Origin of the sequence: Alkalihalobacillus phoenicis (assembly GCF_047302405.1) — a bacterium.
Lineage (GTDB): Bacteria > Bacillota > Bacilli > Bacillales > Bacillaceae_D > Alkalihalobacillus.
This window is the reverse complement of record NZ_CP154853.1, coordinates 3,574,052-3,593,861: the sequence shown is the minus strand read 5'-3', so window position 1 is coordinate 3,593,861 and position 19,810 is coordinate 3,574,052. Positions and strand designations below refer to the sequence as shown.

At 36.5% G+C, this 19,810-nt stretch carries 22 protein-coding genes and 1 pseudogene; 16 read left to right on the top strand and 7 right to left on the bottom strand.

What is annotated here, in order from left to right:
• Nucleotides 1–802: 802 nt before the first annotated feature.
• Nucleotides 803–1,111 (bottom strand): winged helix-turn-helix transcriptional regulator, encoded by a 309-nt coding sequence (locus tag AA0017_RS16820; RefSeq protein WP_413376318.1) that lies wholly within the window; start codon nucleotides 1,109–1,111, stop codon nucleotides 803–805.
• 164 nt (nucleotides 1,112–1,275) lie between these two features.
• Here AA0017_RS16820 and AA0017_RS16815 point away from each other — a divergent pair, with 164 nt between their 5' ends.
• The 3 genes and pseudogenes from AA0017_RS16815 to AA0017_RS16805 all read left to right on the top strand — a co-directional run.
• Entirely contained in the window at nucleotides 1,276–2,130 is an 855-nt protein-coding gene (locus tag AA0017_RS16815; RefSeq protein WP_413376316.1) for a VOC family protein, read from the top strand.
• A 132-nt stretch (nucleotides 2,131–2,262) separates the two neighbouring features.
• The gene (locus AA0017_RS16810; RefSeq protein WP_413376314.1) at nucleotides 2,263–2,670 is read left to right on the top strand and encodes a DoxX family protein; all 408 of its coding nucleotides are present in this window, start codon (nucleotides 2,263–2,265) and stop codon (nucleotides 2,668–2,670) included.
• Between the two features lie 90 nt (nucleotides 2,671–2,760).
• A pseudogene (locus tag AA0017_RS16805) lies at nucleotides 2,761–2,928 on the top strand (SDR family oxidoreductase); the annotation flags it as partial.
• Nucleotides 2,929–3,170: 242 nt separating this feature from the next.
• Here the strand turns inward: AA0017_RS16805 and AA0017_RS16800 are convergent.
• Nucleotides 3,171–4,388 (bottom strand): IS110 family transposase, encoded by a 1,218-nt coding sequence (locus AA0017_RS16800; protein ID WP_413376313.1) that lies wholly within the window; start codon nucleotides 4,386–4,388, stop codon nucleotides 3,171–3,173.
• A gap of 477 nt (nucleotides 4,389–4,865) precedes the next feature.
• On the opposite strand from AA0017_RS16800, the gene AA0017_RS16795 reads away from it, so the two are divergent.
• From AA0017_RS16795 to AA0017_RS16785, 3 genes are all read left to right on the top strand, one after another.
• On the top strand, nucleotides 4,866–5,633 hold the full coding sequence (locus AA0017_RS16795; protein WP_413376311.1) for a nucleotidyltransferase domain-containing protein: 768 nt from the start codon (nucleotides 4,866–4,868) through the stop codon (nucleotides 5,631–5,633).
• A gap of 18 nt (nucleotides 5,634–5,651) precedes the next feature.
• On the top strand, nucleotides 5,652–6,194 hold the full coding sequence (locus AA0017_RS16790; protein WP_413376309.1) for a GNAT family N-acetyltransferase: 543 nt from the start codon (nucleotides 5,652–5,654) through the stop codon (nucleotides 6,192–6,194).
• Nucleotides 6,195–6,311: 117 nt separating this feature from the next.
• A complete protein-coding gene (locus AA0017_RS16785; RefSeq protein ID WP_413376307.1) occupies nucleotides 6,312–7,247 on the top strand; it encodes an AEC family transporter in 936 nt (311 codons plus the stop codon).
• Between the two features lie 187 nt (nucleotides 7,248–7,434).
• On the opposite strand, the gene AA0017_RS16780 is transcribed toward AA0017_RS16785, so the two are convergent.
• On the bottom strand, nucleotides 7,435–8,889 hold the full coding sequence (locus tag AA0017_RS16780; RefSeq protein WP_413376305.1) for a YfcC family protein: 1,455 nt from the start codon (nucleotides 8,887–8,889) through the stop codon (nucleotides 7,435–7,437).
• 415 nt (nucleotides 8,890–9,304) lie between these two features.
• On the opposite strand from AA0017_RS16780, the gene AA0017_RS16775 reads away from it, so the two are divergent.
• Nucleotides 9,305–9,445, top strand: coding sequence for a hypothetical protein (locus AA0017_RS16775; RefSeq protein WP_413376303.1), 141 nt, complete (start codon nucleotides 9,305–9,307; stop codon nucleotides 9,443–9,445).
• A gap of 89 nt (nucleotides 9,446–9,534) precedes the next feature.
• Nucleotides 9,535–10,470, top strand: coding sequence for an AEC family transporter (locus tag AA0017_RS16770; RefSeq protein ID WP_413376301.1), 936 nt, complete (start codon nucleotides 9,535–9,537; stop codon nucleotides 10,468–10,470).
• Nucleotides 10,471–10,591: 121 nt separating this feature from the next.
• Here the strand turns inward: AA0017_RS16770 and AA0017_RS16765 are convergent, their stop codons facing one another.
• The 3 genes from AA0017_RS16765 to AA0017_RS16755 all read right to left on the bottom strand — a co-directional run bounded on the left by AA0017_RS16765 (nucleotide 10,592) and on the right by AA0017_RS16755 (nucleotide 11,718).
• Entirely contained in the window at nucleotides 10,592–10,918 is a 327-nt protein-coding gene (locus AA0017_RS16765) for a hypothetical protein (RefSeq protein ID WP_413376299.1), read from the bottom strand.
• Nucleotides 10,911–11,123, bottom strand: coding sequence for a helix-turn-helix transcriptional regulator (locus tag AA0017_RS16760; RefSeq protein ID WP_413376297.1), 213 nt, complete (start codon nucleotides 11,121–11,123; stop codon nucleotides 10,911–10,913). Before AA0017_RS16760 ends, AA0017_RS16765 begins: the two co-directional genes overlap by 8 nt.
• A gap of 175 nt (nucleotides 11,124–11,298) precedes the next feature.
• Nucleotides 11,299–11,718 (bottom strand): RDD family protein, encoded by a 420-nt coding sequence (locus tag AA0017_RS16755; RefSeq protein ID WP_413376295.1) that lies wholly within the window; start codon nucleotides 11,716–11,718, stop codon nucleotides 11,299–11,301.
• A 123-nt stretch (nucleotides 11,719–11,841) separates the two neighbouring features.
• On the opposite strand from AA0017_RS16755, the gene AA0017_RS16750 reads away from it, so the two are divergent.
• On the top strand, nucleotides 11,842–12,408 hold the full coding sequence (locus AA0017_RS16750; RefSeq protein WP_413376293.1) for a glycerol-3-phosphate acyltransferase: 567 nt from the start codon (nucleotides 11,842–11,844) through the stop codon (nucleotides 12,406–12,408).
• Nucleotides 12,409–12,501: 93 nt separating this feature from the next.
• On the opposite strand, the gene AA0017_RS16745 is transcribed toward AA0017_RS16750, so the two are convergent.
• Nucleotides 12,502–12,954: a hypothetical protein gene (locus tag AA0017_RS16745; protein ID WP_413376291.1), complete on the bottom strand. Its 453-nt coding sequence runs from the start codon at nucleotides 12,952–12,954 to the stop codon at nucleotides 12,502–12,504.
• A gap of 144 nt (nucleotides 12,955–13,098) precedes the next feature.
• On the opposite strand from AA0017_RS16745, the gene AA0017_RS16740 reads away from it, so the two are divergent.
• The 7 genes from AA0017_RS16740 to AA0017_RS16710 all read left to right on the top strand — a co-directional run bounded on the left by AA0017_RS16740 (nucleotide 13,099) and on the right by AA0017_RS16710 (nucleotide 19,511).
• The gene (locus tag AA0017_RS16740) at nucleotides 13,099–13,851 is read left to right on the top strand and encodes a DeoR/GlpR family DNA-binding transcription regulator (protein WP_413376289.1); all 753 of its coding nucleotides are present in this window, start codon (nucleotides 13,099–13,101) and stop codon (nucleotides 13,849–13,851) included.
• Between the two features lie 81 nt (nucleotides 13,852–13,932).
• Complete coding sequence (gene kduD, locus AA0017_RS16735) at nucleotides 13,933–14,691, top strand: 2-dehydro-3-deoxy-D-gluconate 5-dehydrogenase KduD (RefSeq protein WP_413376287.1); 759 nt, start codon at nucleotides 13,933–13,935, stop codon at nucleotides 14,689–14,691.
• Between the two features lie 31 nt (nucleotides 14,692–14,722).
• Complete coding sequence (locus AA0017_RS16730; RefSeq protein WP_413376286.1) at nucleotides 14,723–15,697, top strand: sugar kinase; 975 nt, start codon at nucleotides 14,723–14,725, stop codon at nucleotides 15,695–15,697.
• The gene (locus AA0017_RS16725) at nucleotides 15,694–16,347 is read left to right on the top strand and encodes a bifunctional 4-hydroxy-2-oxoglutarate aldolase/2-dehydro-3-deoxy-phosphogluconate aldolase (protein ID WP_413376284.1); all 654 of its coding nucleotides are present in this window, start codon (nucleotides 15,694–15,696) and stop codon (nucleotides 16,345–16,347) included. Before AA0017_RS16730 ends, AA0017_RS16725 begins: the two co-directional genes overlap by 4 nt.
• Before the next feature lie 107 nt (nucleotides 16,348–16,454).
• Nucleotides 16,455–17,288: a 5-dehydro-4-deoxy-D-glucuronate isomerase gene (kduI, locus tag AA0017_RS16720; RefSeq protein WP_413376282.1), complete on the top strand. Its 834-nt coding sequence runs from the start codon at nucleotides 16,455–16,457 to the stop codon at nucleotides 17,286–17,288.
• Complete coding sequence (uxaC, locus tag AA0017_RS16715) at nucleotides 17,289–18,701, top strand: glucuronate isomerase (protein WP_413376280.1); 1,413 nt, start codon at nucleotides 17,289–17,291, stop codon at nucleotides 18,699–18,701. It abuts the gene before it with no gap.
• Nucleotides 18,702–18,761: 60 nt separating this feature from the next.
• A complete protein-coding gene (locus tag AA0017_RS16710; protein ID WP_413376278.1) occupies nucleotides 18,762–19,511 on the top strand; it encodes an NAD-dependent epimerase/dehydratase family protein in 750 nt (249 codons plus the stop codon).
• Nucleotides 19,512–19,810: the final 299 nt, after the last annotated feature.

Below are 19,810 nucleotides of genomic sequence, written 5' to 3'. Positions count from 1 at the left end.
GTAAGCATTCGGTGTCCGATGGCACTGAGTGCTTTTTTCTTTCCTCTTCGTGTCTGCCGCAAATGATCAAGATCTAATCGATACACTTGTTTCCCTACCTCTAGAAATGATCTCAATAAACGGGAGAAAAATGGACAGGACTTAGAAAAGTATGATAAAGCTCAAAGAATTATCAGAACGACCATTTATAGAGGCTATTCATGATGAATTAGCAATCCGAAACTTCAATGTTGAGTTGGGTTCAATGGATTATGGTCTTGATATTGATAGTATTATCGGGTTCGATTTCATGAAGGGAGTGTGTCTTATTCTTGACTATTACAAGATATGGCATATAAAAGATTCAAGCTTTCACTTTTTCCTTTCTAAATCGTTTACTCTTATTTATTTAAACCCCATTTTTTTACAAAATTCAAAAAATAGATTTTATAAAAGTTACCTATTTTATTCTTCAAAGTTTATATGGTAAAGGTATGATTGGAGAATTGAGAGCGATTAACAAAAAGCGAAAGTCTGGTAAACAGATTAGTATATTACGTTTGTAAAAAGTAATTGAGGCTGGGATAAAACTAAAGTGTTTAACCGAGAATACGAACTATACACAACCTTAGCGAGTCTAATTCTAGAGCTCATGCTAAGGCTAAATAACCAGTAAGTTCGAATTCCTCATTTGTAAAAACTCTTTTTCCGAGCCTCTTTTTATAGGCTTTTAATTAAATCTTGAAATATTACTGAACCAAATTGTCAGTTTTAAATTTCTTACAAATGTATCCTACCAAATCTATCGCCTATAGTTACACTATTATACTTCTAACCAGTTTTGTGACCAATTTTCCATCTCCCGCATGAGAGGTTCAAGGGCAATTCCTTTTTCAGTCAATGAATATTCGATTCGAACTGGAGTTACTGGGAAAACTTCTCGTTTTACAATACCTTCGTTTTCAAGAACTTTTAACCTTTCTGATAGGACCCTACCACTCACGCCGATTGATGATTCGATATGGCAAAAACGTTGTGGACCAGATAGAAGCTGGTAAATGATTAAACCTGTCCATCTTTGGCTCAAAAAACCCATCGCTTTTTCAAATCTAGGACAAATCGACTTATCCAATTAAATCAACTCCTTATTTATATAGTATAAACTGCTTAGAGAAATAATTGAATTACCTTTTATCATAAAGTTACTTGACTACTTCTATTTATAATAATATACTAACTTACATAAAGTAATAAACTAACAAAATGTTTTTGATGATTCATTAGGAGGCAGCTAAAATGAATTTTCATCGTGGACCTATTACATTTGTCGGTCAGGTAAATTTAAAGATACAAAATTTAGAGCGTTCTATCGCCTTTTATAAAGAAGTCATTGGCTTTAAGGTGCTTGAACAAACGTCAAGAACTGCTACATTTAGTGCGGATGGAAAAACAGCTTTATTATCAGTGGAACAACCAGAGCATGTAGTTGCAAAACAAGAAAGAACGACGGGGTTATATCACTTTGCACTTCTTCTGCCTAAGCGAACTGATTTAGCCAATATAGTACAACATTTTGTGAAAATAGGGTTACAGTTCGGTTCTTCTGATCATCTTGTAAGTGAAGCTCTCTATTTATCTGACCCAGATGGAAACGGAATTGAAATCTATGTAGACCGGGATCCCTCCGAATGGAATTGGAAGGATAAGGAGGTAGAAATGACCGTTGATCCATTGAATTTTCCTGATCTTTTATCTATAGGAAATGAGCAGTTGTGGAAAGGTCTTCCGATTGAAACGACTATGGGCCATATCCATTTGCATGTATCGGAATTAAGCAAGACAGAAGAGTTTTATATTAAGGGGCTTGGATTTGAAGTCGTAAATCAATTCGGTAATCAGGCACTTTTTATTTCGGATGGCAAATACCATCATCATATAGGTTTAAATACTTGGAATGGTGTCGGGGCATCTGCACCTCCTCGTAATAGTGTTGGTTTAGAATCATTTACCTTAATGCTTTCAAGTGAGGAAAAGAAAAATAAAATGATTGCACAATTGAAGGGAATTGGGGCATCTGTTACAGAAGAAAATGGTTCTTCGATTACAACAGATCCATCAGGAAACCGTATACGCTTAATCGTGAAAAAGTAGCAAGGGGTTTATGCATGAGAAAGAAAGTATTAAAAAAATAGCAATTGAAATTGGGATTTATACTACAATAACCCCAAAATTAGAAGGCTAGAAAGTTAATTAAATTAAAAAAATCATAGAGGAGAATGAATAATGGTCCAAAAATATGAAGTGAGTTTATTCATTATTCGAGTAGTCTTAGGAGTAACTTTTTTAATCCATGGTATAGCTAAATTTCAAATGGGACTTGGTAATGTAGCAGGATGGTTTGAAAGTATTGGTCTTATGGGCTTCTTAGGTTATGTTGTTGCATTCATTGAACTTCTTGGTGGAATTGCCTTAATAGTAGGGATTGGAACTAGAATGACCTCAGCGTTAATTGGTTTTATAATGCTAGGTGCGATCTTTACTGTGAAATTACCACTTGGTTTCCTAGGAGCTGAAGCAGCAGGTTATGAGTTAGATATCGTTTTATTGGCAATGGCAGCTGCACTTGTTATTAGTGGGAGCCAACTACTTGCATTGGATCGGAAGCTATTTGGGCATAAACGAGAAGTTTAATACCAGAATCAGTGCTTAGCCTATATGTTCTTTGTGGAAATTCACTTATTCTAGACTGATAAAATGAAAAATATATTGGGGAAATCATATATGAAAATGTTAGTTACAGGAGCAACAGGAAAATTAGGTTTTAAAATTGTCGAGACTTTATTAAAGAAGATACCAGTAAACCAATTAGCTGTTAGTGTTCGTAATCTAGAAAAAGCAGAAGGGTTACGGGCTCGAGGAGTTAGTTTTGTTCCAGCCTCTTTCCTACGTTTAGTCAAGGGGTTTCTGATCCATGTAGGTTAAGGTAATTAATTTCTGCAGGGCCCGGAGGGCCCTGCAGAAATTAAAAAGCACTTGCTGATCAACTGAATAAAATTAGACTTTTTGTTGGGTAATCTAACGTAGGAGGATACTACTTATTTTATTTTCTAGTACGACTACGTATGATTAGGCATAAGAAATAAACCTCAAGTCTAGTTCATTTAAAATGAGGTTCATGTGATATAATACTTTTATTGGTCCGTTGAGACCGCGTGCGAGTAATCGTACTTTGTATCATTTCTAACCATGGAATGAATACACTTTATAAGCTTGTTCATACAAGCGACAATGGCAACCTTGTCCTTCTTGGGGGTAGGTTGCTTTTTTAATTTGTAATAGTAATCGACAATGTGATTGGGAGCTGCCTTTTGTTGGCGAATCATGTTTCGGATAATTATATATAAAATCTTTCTCCCTTTGGGATTTCCGCGTTTATTGATATGGTCCTGTCCATGATATTTACCTGATTGATATCTTCGAATATCAATTCCAACAAAGGCATTCACTTGTTTATGGGTGGAGAAGCGGGATACATCACCTAGTTCCCCCATGAGCAGGGCAGCACTTATCTCACCGATACCAGGAAAGCTGATGAGCCGTTCGAATTCAGGAAGGGTTTTAGCTTCTGCAATCATCGCTCGGGACACGTGTTCTTTTTCTTCTAATAGGTGAAGTAGCTGACGTGCATAGTACTGTACTTTTTGAGTTTGAACACTGTTGGACGGCACAGCTGGATACGATGATTGTGCGTACTCCATAATGGTTATGGCTTTTTGTTTCGCTCGTTCCTGTGATATTTTTTTCTTCGTGTGATTCACTAAAAGATCCTTAATCTTTGTAATACTGGAACCTAAAACAAGATCAGGGTGAGGGAACAGTTCAATCAGTGTTAACGCGTATGGGGTGAGTCTATTTGAGAAGAACTGTTCAAGCTCTGGAAAACTCATATGCAGGGCATTGTGTAAGTACATACGCATACGTTTAATTTGTTCCTCTATTTCTTGATAAAAGCGAGAGAAATCACGCAGATTTTGATAGACATCCGATGGATGGATCTTTTCTTCTCTTCTGTGATGGGTGTGAGATTGAGCTAACATATGTGCATCGTGCTTGTCCGTCTTCCAACTTCTGAGTGTATTTTGTTCGAGTTGCTTTTTAGCTGCCAAGGGGTTTAAGAGACAATAAGGCAGTGCATTCTTTTGGCAAAATGTTTCAACCGGCTTTGAGTAAATACCTGTGGATTCGAAAACCACTGTCACCTTCCCAGGGAGGCTTTGAATTTGATGGAGCAGCTGTTGAAACCCTTTAAGATTATGGGCAATCTCTTGTTCATAAATGCATGTTTGATTTTGATAGATGACGACATAACTTCTCCCCATTGAAACATCTAAAGCAGTTACAAATTCCATGTTTTCTCCTCTTTTCATACGAAAGTTGAAAGTTCTTCACTTATTCATTCCGATTCCCATTTCCTATACACGAGCTCAATGGCCCCAACATACTTAAAACTGATTCAGTAATGAAAGTGAAGAAGCTCGGTTTGATTTCCGGATTCTGAATCCCTGAGGCTTTGGTCGAGCTTTCTTTCACCTCTCACTATACTCCTAAAAGAAAAATAGTGGGTAAAATCATCCGTCGATGATCTTACCCACTAATCTTAGTATGTTTTATGATTAAAATCTTTTAAGACCTTTTGGAGAACTTCTTTATGAAGAAGTTGAATTTATGGATTTTTTTTTCTTAATAAATACGGAGTGTGCGGCTGTAGCCTTAATCATTTGTATGCTTAGTAATAATATTAGAATATGCCACGAAAAAAATATATTGATTATTCATAAAAGAAATAGTATTCTGACGTAATATCTTTTTTTAAAGGGGGATAGGATATGAGGCAATTAGATGCAGTTGAAGCTATTTCAAAAAGTTTAAAGAAAGACAGTGCAGTAAAAGCTATCTTTGTGAAGGGATCCATTGGAAGAGGAGAATTCGATGAACAATCCGATGTCGACCTTTATTGTTTGGTAGAAGATACGGAAGTAGAAGAGTTTCTTACCCGTCGAATGCAGCACCTTGGTAAGTATAGAGAAATCTTGTTTTATGAGGATTTATTTATTATCGCTCCGCAAGTAATTGTTGTATATGATAACCTTTTGCATGTCGATTTATTTACTGTAACGGAAACCACGTTTAAGAAGAAGGATTATTTTAAAGTTATTTATGATCCTGATAATCGATTAAAACCTTTTAAAGAGGACCAGAATTTACTTTTATCTGAAGATGAATTTGATACACATACTTATGATCTCGCTTGGTTTTTGTTTCAATATAGTAAAGCAAGAAAAAGAGGAAATGATTTTTGGGCAATTGAAATGTTGAACTTCGCTATGCCTAACCTTGCAAAGATTTTGTTACATCGTTATGAGCCAAATCGTGCTCAATTAGGAATAAAGACATTACAGCGGTCATTACCTATAGAGGTATCTGAAAAACTGGAAGATATATTAAATAATATGACTCCGACTAACCATCAGAAGGGAGTTGCCTTACTTGTTCGGCTCTTAAAAATGGAGTTAAGTTGGATTGAAGCGAATTTATTAAAGGAATCGCAATCTAGACGTTTTATTCGGTTTATGATTGAACAATTAGATACATAGAGAAAGGTTGGGGAAGCGATGTTTTATTATAAAGTGAATGAAGATACAATGTTACGTTTATTTGAGGTAAGGCATGCTGAGAGTTTGTTTCAACTAACGAAGGATTCAAAGGAACATCTAAGAGAATGGTTACCTTGGGTTGATTATATAAAAGAAGTGAACGATTCAAAGGGTTTTATTGAAAGCTCATTAAAACAACTTGGTCAAAATAATGGATTTCAAGCGGGTATTTGGTATAAAGGTTCTTTAGCTGGTGTAATAGGGCTACATGAGATTAATTGGCCCAACAAAACAACATCGATTGGTTATTGGTTGGGCCATAAGTATGTAGGAAACGGATTAATGACGGATTGCTGTCATGCTGTGATCAAATATTGTTTTGAGGAGCTCGTTCTCAATCGAGTCGAAATAAGAGCAGCAACTGGTAACAAGAAAAGTCAAGCTATTGCGGAAAGATTAGGGTTTCAGAAAGAAGGCTGTATTCGAAGTGGAGAGTTTTTATATGATCGCTTTGTCGATCATTATGTGTACGGGTTGCTGAAGGAGGAGTATAACAATTGATAGATTAAGCTGAAGTGAGAAAGGGGTAGGTAACAGTGTATTAACTATTTGTTTACTCGATTCATGATTTTTACGACAACTTTAAGATAAATAACTTTTAGGTTTAATGAGGTAACTATGGATACTTTAACTATTACGATTACGATTATGACAATGGGTATCATGATAGCATTAGGAGCTTTTGTCGCTTCAAGAGTGCCGGTTACATTACAAGCTAAAGAGCTTTTAATGTTTATCATCATTAACCTCGCTGTACCGTCTATTATTTTAAACGCGGTATTTAATACTGAAATTGATGAAAATGTCTTTCAGCAGGTGATTATAGTATTTGTCGTTTCTGTAGTGTTCAATGGACTAGGCATATTAATAACGATTTTGATTGGTCGTTTAATAAAGTTTGAACCATCACTTGCAACGAAGCTAGGCTTATTAGCTGTTTTGGGGAATGTAGGTTTTATTGGAATTCCTTTAAGTGCGACCATCTTTGGTCCAATCGGGGGATTACTTGCTGCAGTTTTTGATGCGGGAATTGATCTAGTTTTATTCTCTCTAGGAATTTACCTTTTACAAAGCGAAAAAAGGTTTCATTTCAAACAGTTAAAGGCGTTAATTAATGTTCCCTTAATCGCCATTATTTTAGGGTTAGCCTTTGTTATAAGTAATCTTGAGGCTCCTTTTGTTTTTAAGCAATTATCTTCTATCTTGTCTGGACTAGCCGCACCTTTAGCTATGTTGTATATTGGCTTTTTATTATATCCTTTCTTACGTAAAGAACAACCATTTTATTATAAAGAACTTTGGTATCCATTAATTTTAAAGCTCTTACTATTCCCAATATTGGCGATTTTTATAATGACTTTACTTCCTCTCGAGGATTTTATGAAGCAATTACTAACAATACTAATTGCGATGCCAACTTTTATGTTAGCTTCAGTCGTTTTCTCTAGGTATTCGGATGGCGATAATTTAGCTGTTATCACAACCGTTGTGAGTACTTTATTATCATTGATTACAATACCTTTAGTAACGCTTATTGCCAGTATTTTTATATAGTTAAATTAGTAATACATTTAAAATTTCTAATTAGGAGCTTGGCCTTGAGTTCTTTTTTCAGTTATCAGTTCAATTCCACACTCATAAAGGTTAGTTTAAATAGAGAGCCTTTTATAAAAGACTGAAAATAAGACATCACTGATCAGAAGTTATCTTTTCTGAACAGTGATGCCATCATATTTTTTGATTAGAAAGGTCCCCATCCGATAAAATGGGCAATGAGCAGGAATGTACATCCTAGTACAAGCCAAATGAGCATTAATGGAAAAATGAATTTAATCCATTTCCACCAAGAGACACCGGCAATGGCGAGTGCGGCCATAATATGTCCAGATGTTGGGAAGAGCAAAGTGGACATCCCGTCTCCAAATTGGAAAGCAAGCGTTGCGGTTTGTCTTGTAATGCCTAGAATATCAGAAAGAGGAATCATAATTGGCATGGTAATCATGGCTTGTCCACTACCAGATGGAACAAAGAAGTTAAAGACCCATTGGGCGAAAAACATCCCAATCACGGATAGTTCAGATGGTAATGTACTGACAACAGTAGCTAGAGCATAAATAATCGTATCAATTATTAAACTTTCTTCCATAATAACGACCACACCACGGGCAATGCCGATAATCATCGCACCCATCATCACCTGTTTAAAGCCTTTATTAAACGATTCACTAATGCCTTCTCCAGACATACCTGCTATAACCCCTACAATAATTCCGAGTATTAAAAAGTAACCAGCGAGTTCGATAAAGCTCCATCTAAAGGTTAAAATTCCAGCAACAAGGCCAATGAATAAAAGAATGGCAGTGACACCGGCAACTTTTTCACGGAATGTTAATGTAACGGTTTGTTCGATTTGGTTTTTGTTTGCTTCATATTCTTTACGATCTTCTTCAACTAATTCTGGGTTTTTCTCTAATTTTTTTGCGTAAAGCATTAAGAAAATAGAAGAGACGAGAACAATTGAGATTATAACTAAAAAGCGATATCCTGCCCCAGAATACATAGGTAACCCAGCTATTTCATGAGAGACTCCGACTGTTCCAGGGTTTGTTAAGGCTGATAAGAATCCAGCTGTTGGACCAACCAAGGCAATGGCAGTCGCTAAAATTTTGTTGTAACCAAGTTTAATCATTAAGGGAATAAGAATAGGAACATAGAGTAAACAAAGCTCAGGTGTACCAACAAATGCTGCTAAAGTGGCAAAGGCTGTAATCAGTACAGGAATAATGACAATTCGTTTTTTTGAAAAGGCACGTATTAATCGATCAACCCCAAATTGAATGAGTCCAATGTTTTGTAAGACCATAAACGATCCACCAAGAACAAAAGTAGCAAACACAACAGGTGCTGCTGCCATGAAGCCAGTCGGAATCGCTGAGATGAAATCAATAATGCCAATGGTTGCATTTTCAATAAAAGTAAATGATTCCGCATCGATCGTTGTTTGGCCATTTTCCCCGACGGTTCTCTCATATTCGCCTGAGGGGATAAAAAAAGATAAAAGGCTCATAAAGGCAATAATGCCAAAGAGTATCACATAAATATGGGGAAACTTTAATGGCTTCTTATTTTCAGGTTCTTTTAAAATCAAACGTTCTTGCTGATGAGCTACCTCTTTTTTTAGCGAATTCTGATTCATATTAATGCTCCTCCCTATGTATAGAAACGATTATGGTGTCGCAACAAATTGTTAATAGTTGCTATTATAATGAATCGATCATAAATGAAGTGTTAATATGTTAAATATTCTGACAGTGAAATTAAGGAAGGGTTATGTTATATTTTCTTACGTTCTAATGCTCAAATAGTCATTTTAGTAGAAGAGATATGCCTTTTTAGATTAGTTAAGATGAATAAAGGAGGGTCTTACATTTTTCTAATGTAGGTAATAGCTAAAAATATAATTAGTTAGAGTACATGAGAGAATATATGATGGAAGAAGTAGGTTGATTTTTCGATCAAATCATGTAGTATGTATTTTAAATATGGATGTTTTCAACCAAATATTGGTCTGTTATTCTTCGAGGCTACTTTAAAGAAAGGAGGTTAATAGGATGAATATCATCGATAATCGAGGCGAATCACATGAGTGGTTGCTTGTCATTGTTGTTATCTGTTCTTTCCTTACTTTTAAAAGGATTTGTAAGTTAGAACAGTATAAAAATAAGCTGCATGGAAAATTCAAACCTTATTAGGGTGCATTTAAAATCTATGTATTTATTTCTCTAGTTATTATTTCTAGAAAAACTTTAAGATAAATTACTTTTTGGTTAATGAGGTAACTATGGATACTTTAACTATTACGATTACGATTATGACAATGGGTATCATGATAGCATTAGGAGCTTTTGTCGCTTCAAGAGTGCCGGTTACATTACAAGCTAAAGAGCTTTTAATGTTTATCATCATTAACCTCGCTGTACCGTCTATTATTTTAAACGCGGTATTTAATACTGAAATTGATGAAAATGTCTTTCAGCAGGTGATTATAGTATTTGTCGTTTCTGTAGTGTTCAATGGACTAGGCATATTAATAACGATTTTGATTGGTCGTCTAATAAAGTTTGAGCCATCACTTGCGACGAAATTAGGCTTATTAGCTGTTTTGGGGAATGTAGGTTTTATTGGGATTCCTTTAAGTGCGACCATTTTTGGTCCAATCGGGGGATTACTTGCTGCGGTTTTTGATGCAGGGCTTGATCTAATTTTATTTTCTCTAGGAATTTACCTTTTACAAAGCGAAAAAAGGTTTCATTTCAAGCAGTTAAAGGCATTAATTAATGTTCCACTAATCGCCATTATTTTGGGTTTAGCCTTTGTTATAAGTAAGCTTGAGGCTCCTTTTGTTTTGAAGCAATTATCTTCTATTCTATCAGGATTAGCCGCTCCTTTAGCTATGTTATATATTGGCTTTTTATTATATCCTTTTTTACGTAAAGAACAAGTATTTTACTATAAGGAACTATGGTATCCATTAATTTTAAAGCTATTGATATTCCCACTGATTGCTATTCTTATAATGACTTTACTTCCACTAGAGGATTTTATTAAACAATTACTAACAATACTAATAGCGATGCCAACTTTTATGTTAGCATCAGTTGTTTTCTCTAGATATTCGGATGGCGATAATTTAGCTGTTATAACAACCGTTGTCAGTACTTTATTATCATTGATTACCATACCTTTAGTGACGTTTATTGCAAGTGTTTTTATGTAGCATAATGTATTAATAATTTCAGTTGAATTTATGGGAAGTGGGAGAACATCGGGAGGGAAAAGAGGAAGGCGTATAGAGGAAATAGTAATAAGGATGCTTCGTCTTGCACGAAGCATCCTTATTATTGCTCACTCTTATTTAATTTGACTAATTCACCGGTTTCAAAAGCGATAGCGATGCCAAAAGCAATAGTATGAATAATGTAGACACCAGTGAATAGGAAGAAAGCTAATGATGCTCCTTCAACTATAGTAATGATAAACCAAGCAACTAAGATGGTAACAAAACTGACATTCCATGCCATGGCTTTGGCGAAGGAAGTGATTTGTTTATGACGCTCATCGTATAGGTATTTCTTTTGGCCATTCCGTCTAATAAAATACCATGTAATCAATTGAATAATAATAGCTATGAATATCCCTGAAGAAGCCCATAATAGATTACTCATTTAAATTCTCATTCCCCTCAAAAATAAATAAATCTTCAATCGTACATTCAAAAAGTTGAGCTAATTTGTGTGCCAAGACAAGCGATGGTTTGTATTTCCCTTTTTCTAAAGAAATGATTGTTTGTCTAGACACTTTTAGACGTTGAGATAATTGCTCTTGAGTGATTTCTTTATCGATACGTTTTTCACGAATTAGTGTTTTCATGTTCTCTCCTAAGTAAAGCTAACTTTACGTATAGTTTACTTTACGTATAGTTTACTTTACATTGTCATCGTTTGTAAAGTGTTAGGAGGTGAAATAACAAATAAACCCATTTTAGCGATAATACCGAACAAATTACTACTTTATAACTCAAAAATCAGACCCCTTTAGTAAGGTTTTAACTCTCTTGTTCAGGTAGATTCGATGTGACATATGTTTGAGCTAACAAATCATGAATGGAACGTTTGTCTTCCCTTGTTGAGACAAGATATATACTTACTATAAGAAGAATTCCAGCAGAGGAGCTATATAGAATGGGGATAAAACACCCTCTTATTATCATAGAAGTAAAGGTTAATTTCCCCCCTGATATTTGTGAAATTCTAATCCCGAATAGCCGTTTTCCAATTGTATAACCATTCCAAAAAATTGGCAGAAACACTGCATATAAGTATGAAAAAACGACTGCTATGAGGAACATAGACAAATCAAGAAATAAATGAATGATAAATGAGAAAATAAAGGTAATGATCAGGTCAGTAAAAAGTGAAATAGCTCGCATATATACTCCGACAGGGCTATCAACTAAATGATTCATTGAAAATCTCCTTCCTACTAAAAATACTTAAGTGCCTTTTTTTAGTTATACCCGATAACGCAGTCTTCGTTTATACTAAAATGGTAGTCATAAAGTAATGGATATTGGAAAAGAGGTAGAATGATGATTTTGTTTCTAATGTTCTGCGTTATCGCATATGTCATTGGGTCTATACCTACCGGGAAGATAGTGGCTAGACTCAAAGGTGTAGACATTCAAGCGGTGGGAACTAAAAATATAGGGTCAAGTAATGTTTATTTAAATTTAGGTAAAACAATGGCAATCATCGTTTTATTAGGAGATATGGGGAAAGCGTATTTTATTGTTACTTATGCAGGTCAATTATTTGATGGTGGTCAAGCAATGGTTATCGCTTTATTTGTCATTATTGGAAATTTAAAATCTGTCTTTTTAAATTTCACAGGTGGAAAAGGCGTTGCGACTAGTTTAGGAATCTTTTTGGCGACAGAACCGATTGCTTTAGTGTATCTTGGCGTATTGTGGCTAATTGGACTAGCATATAAAAAATACATCCTTTTTGCAGGGCTTGCAGCGATTTTGATTATCCCTTACCAATATATTCGGTATGAGGGGCAAATAGCGGTCATATCAGCATTTCTTATTATCTTATTTATGCTTTTAAAACATCATGAAAATATTGGATGGGCACGAGAGGAAAAAGTGTTTTAGAGCTTTTAATTAGTCGTTTCTTTTCTTTGGGTAGACTCAAACTTATTGTAATCTAAAAATAAATACTCATGACAAAAACCAGTAGCGATGTTTTTACTGGTTTTTTGCCTTGGAGAACTTTCTTCTTTTTCTTTTCGCATAAATATAGAGACATCCTAAATAGGCGATCATCATGACAGAAACTGATATTCTCCACTCTCCATATTTTTCAGGAGAAATATGGTGCGTATTGTTTGTAAAAGAAGCAAGGAGCCATCCACCAAATATTGTTAGCCCAAGTAATAATAACACGCCGCCCAAATTTGTAAATTCGTTAGGGTACTTTTCACTTGTAGCCGCAATTTCTTTTTCGGGTATCGCCAAATCTTTTTTAGTAAGTCTTTTTTTCTCGCCTTTAACTAGTAGTTGAGTAAAGGTTAGTATGAACCATAAGAAAAAAAAGGAGAATAAGAGCACGATAAACACTTGACCACTAACAACCCCGAGGAAAAACAAACTACTACCAATTAAAAAGAATAAAAGAGTAACAATTAAAAGAGCAATCAAAATATTCACCATCTTTAAACAAATTATACCATTGTCTTTGGTGATGTTCTTTTTTTTAGATGAAAAATAAGGAAATGAATGAGATTTAATGTTTACTTATGTTCGTTTATGTGTGATTATTAAAGAGTAAAGGAGTGAATGGAAATGTTATCACAGAAGCGTCATGAGATGTTATTAGCTTATTTAAATGAACATAAAGCGGTAAAAGTTTCGGAAGCAAGTGAGCTTTTAGGTGTTACCGAAAAGACAATTCGCCTTGATTTAGAAATGTTAGAACATAAAAAGCTTTTACGTCGTGTGCACGGAGGGGCGGTATTAGAAGAGACAAAAACCAGCCTTTTTCCGGTTGAGGGAAGAAAGCTTAGTCATATGGATAAGAAACAGGAAATCGCCGAAAAGGCGTTATCTCATATTGAAAAAAATGAAGTCATCTTATTAGACGGAGGTAGCACGGCACTGGCTTTAGCTCGGTTACTAGGAGATTTTCCGGTATCGGTTTTGACCAATGATATCCAAGTAGCTCATGAATTATATCCAAAAGAAAACGTTCAACTCGTCATGTTGGGTGGGGTAAGACTTGAAAATTCACCGGTGATTTATAGCCAACAAACGACCGATATGTTGGAGTCGATGTTTGTGCAAAAGCTTTTTTTAGGGGCAACAGGTGTATCACTAGAGCATGGCTTGACGGTGTTAAAAAGTTACCATACAGAGTGGAAAAAGCAAGCGATTCGTAGTTCGAACGAAACTATTTTACTCGCTGATTCAACAAAATTTGGTCAAGTGGGTCTCATGAGGTTTGCCCAAATAGAAGAGGTGGACATGGTTATAACTGATTCATCACTAGAGCTGTCATTTAAGGAAGCTTTTAAGGAAAAAAATATTAAAGTATTATAAGAAAACATTTGCTGGTTCTGAAAAAGAATGATAAAATCAAACTTAAACGAACATAAATGAACATGAAAGGGTGGGTGGCATATGTTTAATCAAAATTTCTCGTTAAAAGGAAAAACAGCTCTTGTAACAGGGGCTAGTCGTGGACTCGGACAAGGAATGGCCATTGGTCTTGCTGAGGCTGGGGCGACAGTCATTGGGGCAGGAGTAAGTGAAATGGTCGAAACAAAGCAAAAGATAGAAGAGATCGGTGGAACCTTCTATTCTTTGAAAGCGGATTTATCTGCTGAAGGTGGAGCAAAAACATTAGCTGATCAAGTTCTAGCAAAATATGAAAACGTTGACATTTTGATTAATAATGCTGGAATTATTAGACGTCACGAAGCAGAAAATTTTAGTGATGAAAGTTTCAGAGCGGTTTTACAAGTGAATTTAGATTCTTTGTTTACGCTTTCGCGTGAGCTCGGTCGTCATATGATTGAAAGAGGAAATGGCTCGATTATTAATATCGCCTCTATGCTGTCCTTTCAAGGTGGACTAAGAGTTCCTGCTTATACGGCAAGTAAACATGCAGTGGCAGGGTTAACAAAAGCATTAGCCAATGAATGGTCGTCAAAAGGAGTTCGTGTCAATGCAATTGCCCCGGGATATATGGTGACAGATAATACAGAGGGGATTCGAAATGATGAACAGCGTTATGAATATATTAGCTCCCGTATTCCAATGGGAGAGTGGGGAAAGCCAGAAGATTTAAAAGGTCCCGTTATTTTCTTGGCATCAGATGCCTCCCGTTATGTGAATGGCCACGTGCTATGTGTTGACGGGGGTTGGATGAGTTCATAATGGATTTAAATTTGGGGAAGTAGGTGTTCTTATGAAAAACGGACTGGTTACTTTTGGCGAAACGATGATTTTATTTGAGGCAGAATCAGAAGGTGGTTTTCGTTATACATCTCGATTTATAAAACGAATGGGTGGAGCAGAATCGAATGTGGCCATTGCAGCAACCAAGTTAGGACACGATGCAACTTGGATGAGTAAAGTTAGTGATGATGAATTAGGTGAATTTGTTGTTAGGGAATTACAAGCTGAAGGCGTTAACACTGCTTATGTAAAAAAGACAACAACGGCACCGACAGCTATTTATATAAAGGAACGAAAACGAGCGGACCAAACAAATGTTTATTATTTTAGGCATGGTTCAGCCGCAAGTGAATTAACGGCGAGCGATCTTGATTTTTCAGTGATCGAACAAGCCAAGGTTTTACATGTGACAGGGATTACCTTGCTATTGAGTGATTCATGCTATGAGGCAGCGTTGGAAGCTGTATTGTTTGCAAAAGAAAAAGGAGTATTTGTTTCGTTTGACCCAAATTTACGTTTTGCTCTTATTAAACGAGTCGGCTGTGATACGTCTCGCGAAAGAATACTGACTATTGCAAAATTAGCTGATCTTGTTTTGCCTGGACTAGATGAAGCGAGCTGGCTATTAGGGGAAAAAGAAGAACAGGAGCTTGTTCAAGAGTTTATGACACTTGGTGCGGGTTCCGTTGTTTTGAAAAATAATGATCATGAGATGCTGTATGCGACGAAGGAAGAGAGTGGAAAACTATCAGGTTTTCACGTCGAAAATGTTGCCGATCCAGTTGGGGCAGGTGATGGTTTTGCAGCGGGTGTTCTGGTTAGTCTTTTAGAAAATAAACCGTTAAAGGAAGCGGTTCGATTTGGTGCTGCTGTTGGGGCCTTAGTTGTGCAAACGAAAGGTGATTTTGAAGGAATGCCTGAGCGTAAGGAAGTAGATGCCTTACTTAATCAAGATAATAAGGTGAATGGGGGCGTATTAAGGTGACGGTTTTAGAAAATTTGCTAGATTCTGGTGTGTGTGCGGTCATGCGAAAGTTACCTGTAGCCGATGTTGAGGCGATTGCAACGGCTCTTGTTGATGGTGGGGTCAAAGGGCTCGAAGTAACGCTTGATTCTGAAGATGCGTTGTTCATTATTAAACAACTCAGTGAAAAATTTGGAGATACGGCGATTGTTGGAGCAGGAACGGTGCTTAATGCAGAACAGGCAGAGGCAGCGATTGAAGCAGGAGCAAAGTTTATATTTGCACCGATTTTAGATAAGGAAACAATCGAGGTGGCGAAAAGTCATGGTGTGATTGCCATACCGGGTGTGTTTACGCCAACAGAAGCTCACCATGCGATGAAGTGGGGAGCCGATGTGGTAAAGGTCTTTCCAGCTGAGTGTGTAGGTCCATCTTTTATTAAATCAGTCAGTGGTCCACTTTCACATGTCAAAATGATGCCGACTGGTGGAGTTAATTTAGATACAATCGATTCATTTATTAAAGCTGGTGCTGTTGCAGTCGGTGCAGGTGGCTCCTTGTTAAATGCGGATTTAATCGCAGCAAAGGACTGGCAAGGCTTGCGACAACTAGCTTCTGAATTTGTCGGCAAAGTCCAGGAAAGCCGTGGGAATTCAAAAGTTTTAAAGTAAAGGTTTGAGCTGGACGGCGATGATGTGTAAAAAGGAAAGCCGCCCACCGCCGTTTATATATGTAATATTGAACTGTATCAATAAAAAATATGAGGAGGAAACATAAAATGGATATTCGTTATGAGGTAAGTCCAAGAGATGTGAAACGTTATACGACAGAGGAGTTAAGAGAGAGCTTTTTAGTTGACTCGCTTTTTAAAGAAGGTGAAATTTCATTTACTTACTCGCATTATGATCGTCTTGTTATTGGGGGAGCTATTCCAACAAAAGAGGAGCTTACTCTTGATGCTGGGGATGCCCTTCGTACGGAGCATTTTTTAGAGCGTCGTGAAATTGCTATTATTCACATTGGTGGAGGCAAGGGTACGGTTAAAGTAAATGGGGAGTCTTATAATCTAGATAAACGCGATTGTTTATATGTAGGGAAAGATAACGAACATGTAACCCTCCATTCAAATACACCGGAGGAGCCGGCTCGTTTTTACTTAGTATCAGCAACTGCTCACAAAAATTATCCGACTCGCTTATTACCAATTGCTGAGGCTGAGCCAACTCGTTTAGGTAGTGATGCGGAATCGAATAATCGGACGATTTATAAATATGTACATGAGGATGGCATTCAAAGTTGTCAACTAATGGTTGGGATGACATTACTTGAGCCGAATAATATGTGGAATACGATGCCTGCACATGTTCATGATCGTCGGATGGAAGCGTATTTATACTTTGATATGGAGCCAGCTTCACGTGTATTTCATTTTATGGGTCAGCCGAATGAAACTCGTCACTTGCTTATTCAAAATGAGCAAGCCATCATTTCGCCACCTTGGTCGATTCATTCTGGGGTCGGTACGAGCAATTATACGTTTATTTGGGCCATGGCTGGTGAAAATTATACGTTTAAAGATATGGACTTCGTACCAGTAGAGGAGCTGAAATAAATGATTACGACAAATCAGTCGTTTATTCATGATCATTTTATGTTGCAATCAAAAGCGGCGGAAAAGTTATATCATCAATTCTCGAAAGATTTGCCGATAATTGATTACCATTGCCATGTTTCGCCTTTTGAGATTGCTGAAAATCGTCGCTATGAAAATATATCTGAGCTTTGGTTACATGGCGATCATTATAAATGGCGAGCAATGCGGACAATGGGTGTAGATGAAGCCTACATTACTGGAGATAAAAGTGATAAGGAGAAGTTTTTAAAATGGGCGGAAGTGGTGCCATATACGATTGGAAACCCTCTTTATCATTGGACACATCTTGAGCTAAAACGATACTTTAATGTTGATGAACTTTTATCGCCCAAAACAGCTGAACGGATTTGGGAGCAAACAAATGAAATTTTAAAATCAAATACGTTCAGTACTCAAGGAATTATTAAACAATCAAATGTTGAGTTGATTTGTACAACAGACGATCCGATCGACACATTGGAAGCCCATGAAGCGATTCAAGAGCAGGAAGTTTTTGCGACAAAAGTGATTCCAGCATTTCGTCCTGATAAGGCACTGTTTATCACATCGCCAACGTATTTAAACTACTTAGAAAAGTTGGAACACGCTTCAGAGAAACCGATTCAAAAGTTAAGTGACTTGCTCCAGGTACTTGAAGATAGAGCTTCCTATTTTCATGAAAGAGGATGCCGTTTATCGGATCATGGAATTGAAACATTACCTTATACACCTTGCACTGAATCAGAGGCAAGTACCATTTTTGAAAAAGCATTGAATCAGGAAACGATTACGGTCAATGAGGAGAGACAATTCCAAACATTTGTCCTGCTATTTTTAGGGGGAATTTACCATAAGTTAGGTTGGACTTTGCAGTTTCATTTAGGAGCGTTACGAAATAATAACAGTCGAATGTTTGACAAGCTTGGTGCGGACACAGGGTATGATTCTATGGGTGATTTCTCCATGGCACGTGATTTAAATCAATTTTTGAATGAGCTTGATCAAAAAAATCAGCTGCCAAAGACGATCATCTACACTTTAAATCCGATTTATAATGAAGTCATTGCAACAGCGATCGGTAATTTCCAATCTAGTGGTACTGTCGGTAAAATTCAATTTGGTTCTGGTTGGTGGTTTAACGATCAAAAGGAGGGCATGGAAAAACAAATGCGCGATTTAGCGAATATTGGGTTACTCAGTGCTTTTGTCGGCATGTTAACCGATTCACGGAGCTTTCTTTCCTATACTCGTCATGAATATTTTAGACGAATTTTGTGCAATATGATTGGCAAATGGGTTGAGGATGGTGAAGTTCCTTATGATGAGGAATGGCTTGGTCAAATTGTGCAAAATATTAGTTATCATAACGCTAAAAATTACTTTCAGTTTTAAATCAGTGTGTACTCGTTTCAGGGTTAAACCGACTCCGCTTAATATGTGGGGTGATTGCACTTGAAAAAAATCATCCTTTTAGGTGGAGCTGGAACCATTGGTGCGGTACTAGCTAAAAAGTTACAAAATGAATATAAAGTGATCGTGATGGATAAACAAAAGCCCAATACAAATGTGGAGTTTATTCCGGTTGATGCGACGAACTATAACGAGCTGTTTAAAGCGATACCAGGTGACGCCGATACAATTGTCAATCTGTTACGGATTGAGGCTTCTAGTGGGGTTGAAAGTATTGACGAGTTTAATCACTTAACTAATGTGTTTTTTCAAGCGAGTTATTATGTTTTGATGGTCGCACGAGAGAAAGGCGTTCGCCGTGTTGTCTTTGCTAGTAGTAATCACGTCACGGATGGTTATGAAGAAGATGGGTATTCGCTTTTATCTCGTGAAATTACAGTGGATGATTTTCCGAAAACGAAATGTCTCTATGGGGTTTTAAAGTTTGCTTCAGAACAGCTAGGTCATTTATTTGCAGAAGAGGGAAAACTCTCGGTAATTAACTTACGAATTGCTTCCGTACCTGCTAAAAAGAAAGGGAGTCCTGATACCGACCGGTTGAATCGAACGCTCCTTTCTGATTATGATTTAGTTTCACTTGTAAGAGCAGCCATTGAAACGAAGACCTATTTTGGAACTTATTACGGTGTGTCTAATCATTTAAATAAACCATGGAGTACATTAAATGCCTATCAGGATTTAGGTTTTCTATCAAACCTTTGTAAAGGGATGGAAGAAGGGGAAGGGGTCTGACAAGTTCTGTCAGGCTCTTTCCGTTGTAAAAAAAGTAAGACGTCATTGACAAAAGAGCAAAATTTAATCAAACTATTCAAATAAGTGATAGTCTCCTTTAGATAAAGAAAATGACTTTCATTTTCTTCTATTTATTATTTCGTTCTTTCATTAATTACCTAAAGGAAATGATAGATTATTGTCGAATTTCTATTAACAGCTTATGTGCATATGGTCGACTAGACTATTGGATATTCTATTTTTAAAAGCGGTTACATAAATAAGGGGAAACCTTTTACTCTTTGAAAATAGCGATTTAT

Excerpts from the sequence above, each read along its gene's own strand:
- AA0017_RS16815 (WP_413376316.1), top strand. The coding sequence starts at position 1,276 with ATGAATTTTCATCGTGGACCTATTACATTTGTCGGTCAGGTAAATTTA.
- AA0017_RS16810 (WP_413376314.1), top strand. The coding sequence starts at position 2,263 with ATGGTCCAAAAATATGAAGTGAGTTTATTCATTATTCGAGTAGTCTTA.
- AA0017_RS16800 (WP_413376313.1), bottom strand. The coding sequence starts at position 4,388 with ATGGAATTTGTAACTGCTTTAGATGTTTCAATGGGGAGAAGTTATGTC.
- AA0017_RS16795 (WP_413376311.1), top strand. The coding sequence starts at position 4,866 with ATGAGGCAATTAGATGCAGTTGAAGCTATTTCAAAAAGTTTAAAGAAA.
- AA0017_RS16790 (WP_413376309.1), top strand. The coding sequence starts at position 5,652 with ATGTTTTATTATAAAGTGAATGAAGATACAATGTTACGTTTATTTGAG.
- AA0017_RS16785 (WP_413376307.1), top strand. The coding sequence starts at position 6,312 with ATGGATACTTTAACTATTACGATTACGATTATGACAATGGGTATCATG.
- AA0017_RS16780 (WP_413376305.1), bottom strand. The coding sequence starts at position 8,889 with ATGAATCAGAATTCGCTAAAAAAAGAGGTAGCTCATCAGCAAGAACGT.
- AA0017_RS16775 (WP_413376303.1), top strand. The coding sequence starts at position 9,305 with ATGAATATCATCGATAATCGAGGCGAATCACATGAGTGGTTGCTTGTC.
- AA0017_RS16770 (WP_413376301.1), top strand. The coding sequence starts at position 9,535 with ATGGATACTTTAACTATTACGATTACGATTATGACAATGGGTATCATG.
- AA0017_RS16765 (WP_413376299.1), bottom strand. The coding sequence starts at position 10,918 with ATGAGTAATCTATTATGGGCTTCTTCAGGGATATTCATAGCTATTATT.
- AA0017_RS16760 (WP_413376297.1), bottom strand. The coding sequence starts at position 11,123 with ATGAAAACACTAATTCGTGAAAAACGTATCGATAAAGAAATCACTCAA.
- AA0017_RS16755 (WP_413376295.1), bottom strand. The coding sequence starts at position 11,718 with ATGAATCATTTAGTTGATAGCCCTGTCGGAGTATATATGCGAGCTATT.
- AA0017_RS16750 (WP_413376293.1), top strand. The coding sequence starts at position 11,842 with ATGATTTTGTTTCTAATGTTCTGCGTTATCGCATATGTCATTGGGTCT.
- AA0017_RS16740 (WP_413376289.1), top strand. The coding sequence starts at position 13,099 with ATGTTATCACAGAAGCGTCATGAGATGTTATTAGCTTATTTAAATGAA.
- kduD (WP_413376287.1), top strand. The coding sequence starts at position 13,933 with ATGTTTAATCAAAATTTCTCGTTAAAAGGAAAAACAGCTCTTGTAACA.
- AA0017_RS16730 (WP_413376286.1), top strand. The coding sequence starts at position 14,723 with ATGAAAAACGGACTGGTTACTTTTGGCGAAACGATGATTTTATTTGAG.
- kduI (WP_413376282.1), top strand. The coding sequence starts at position 16,455 with ATGGATATTCGTTATGAGGTAAGTCCAAGAGATGTGAAACGTTATACG.
- uxaC (WP_413376280.1), top strand. The coding sequence starts at position 17,289 with ATGATTACGACAAATCAGTCGTTTATTCATGATCATTTTATGTTGCAA.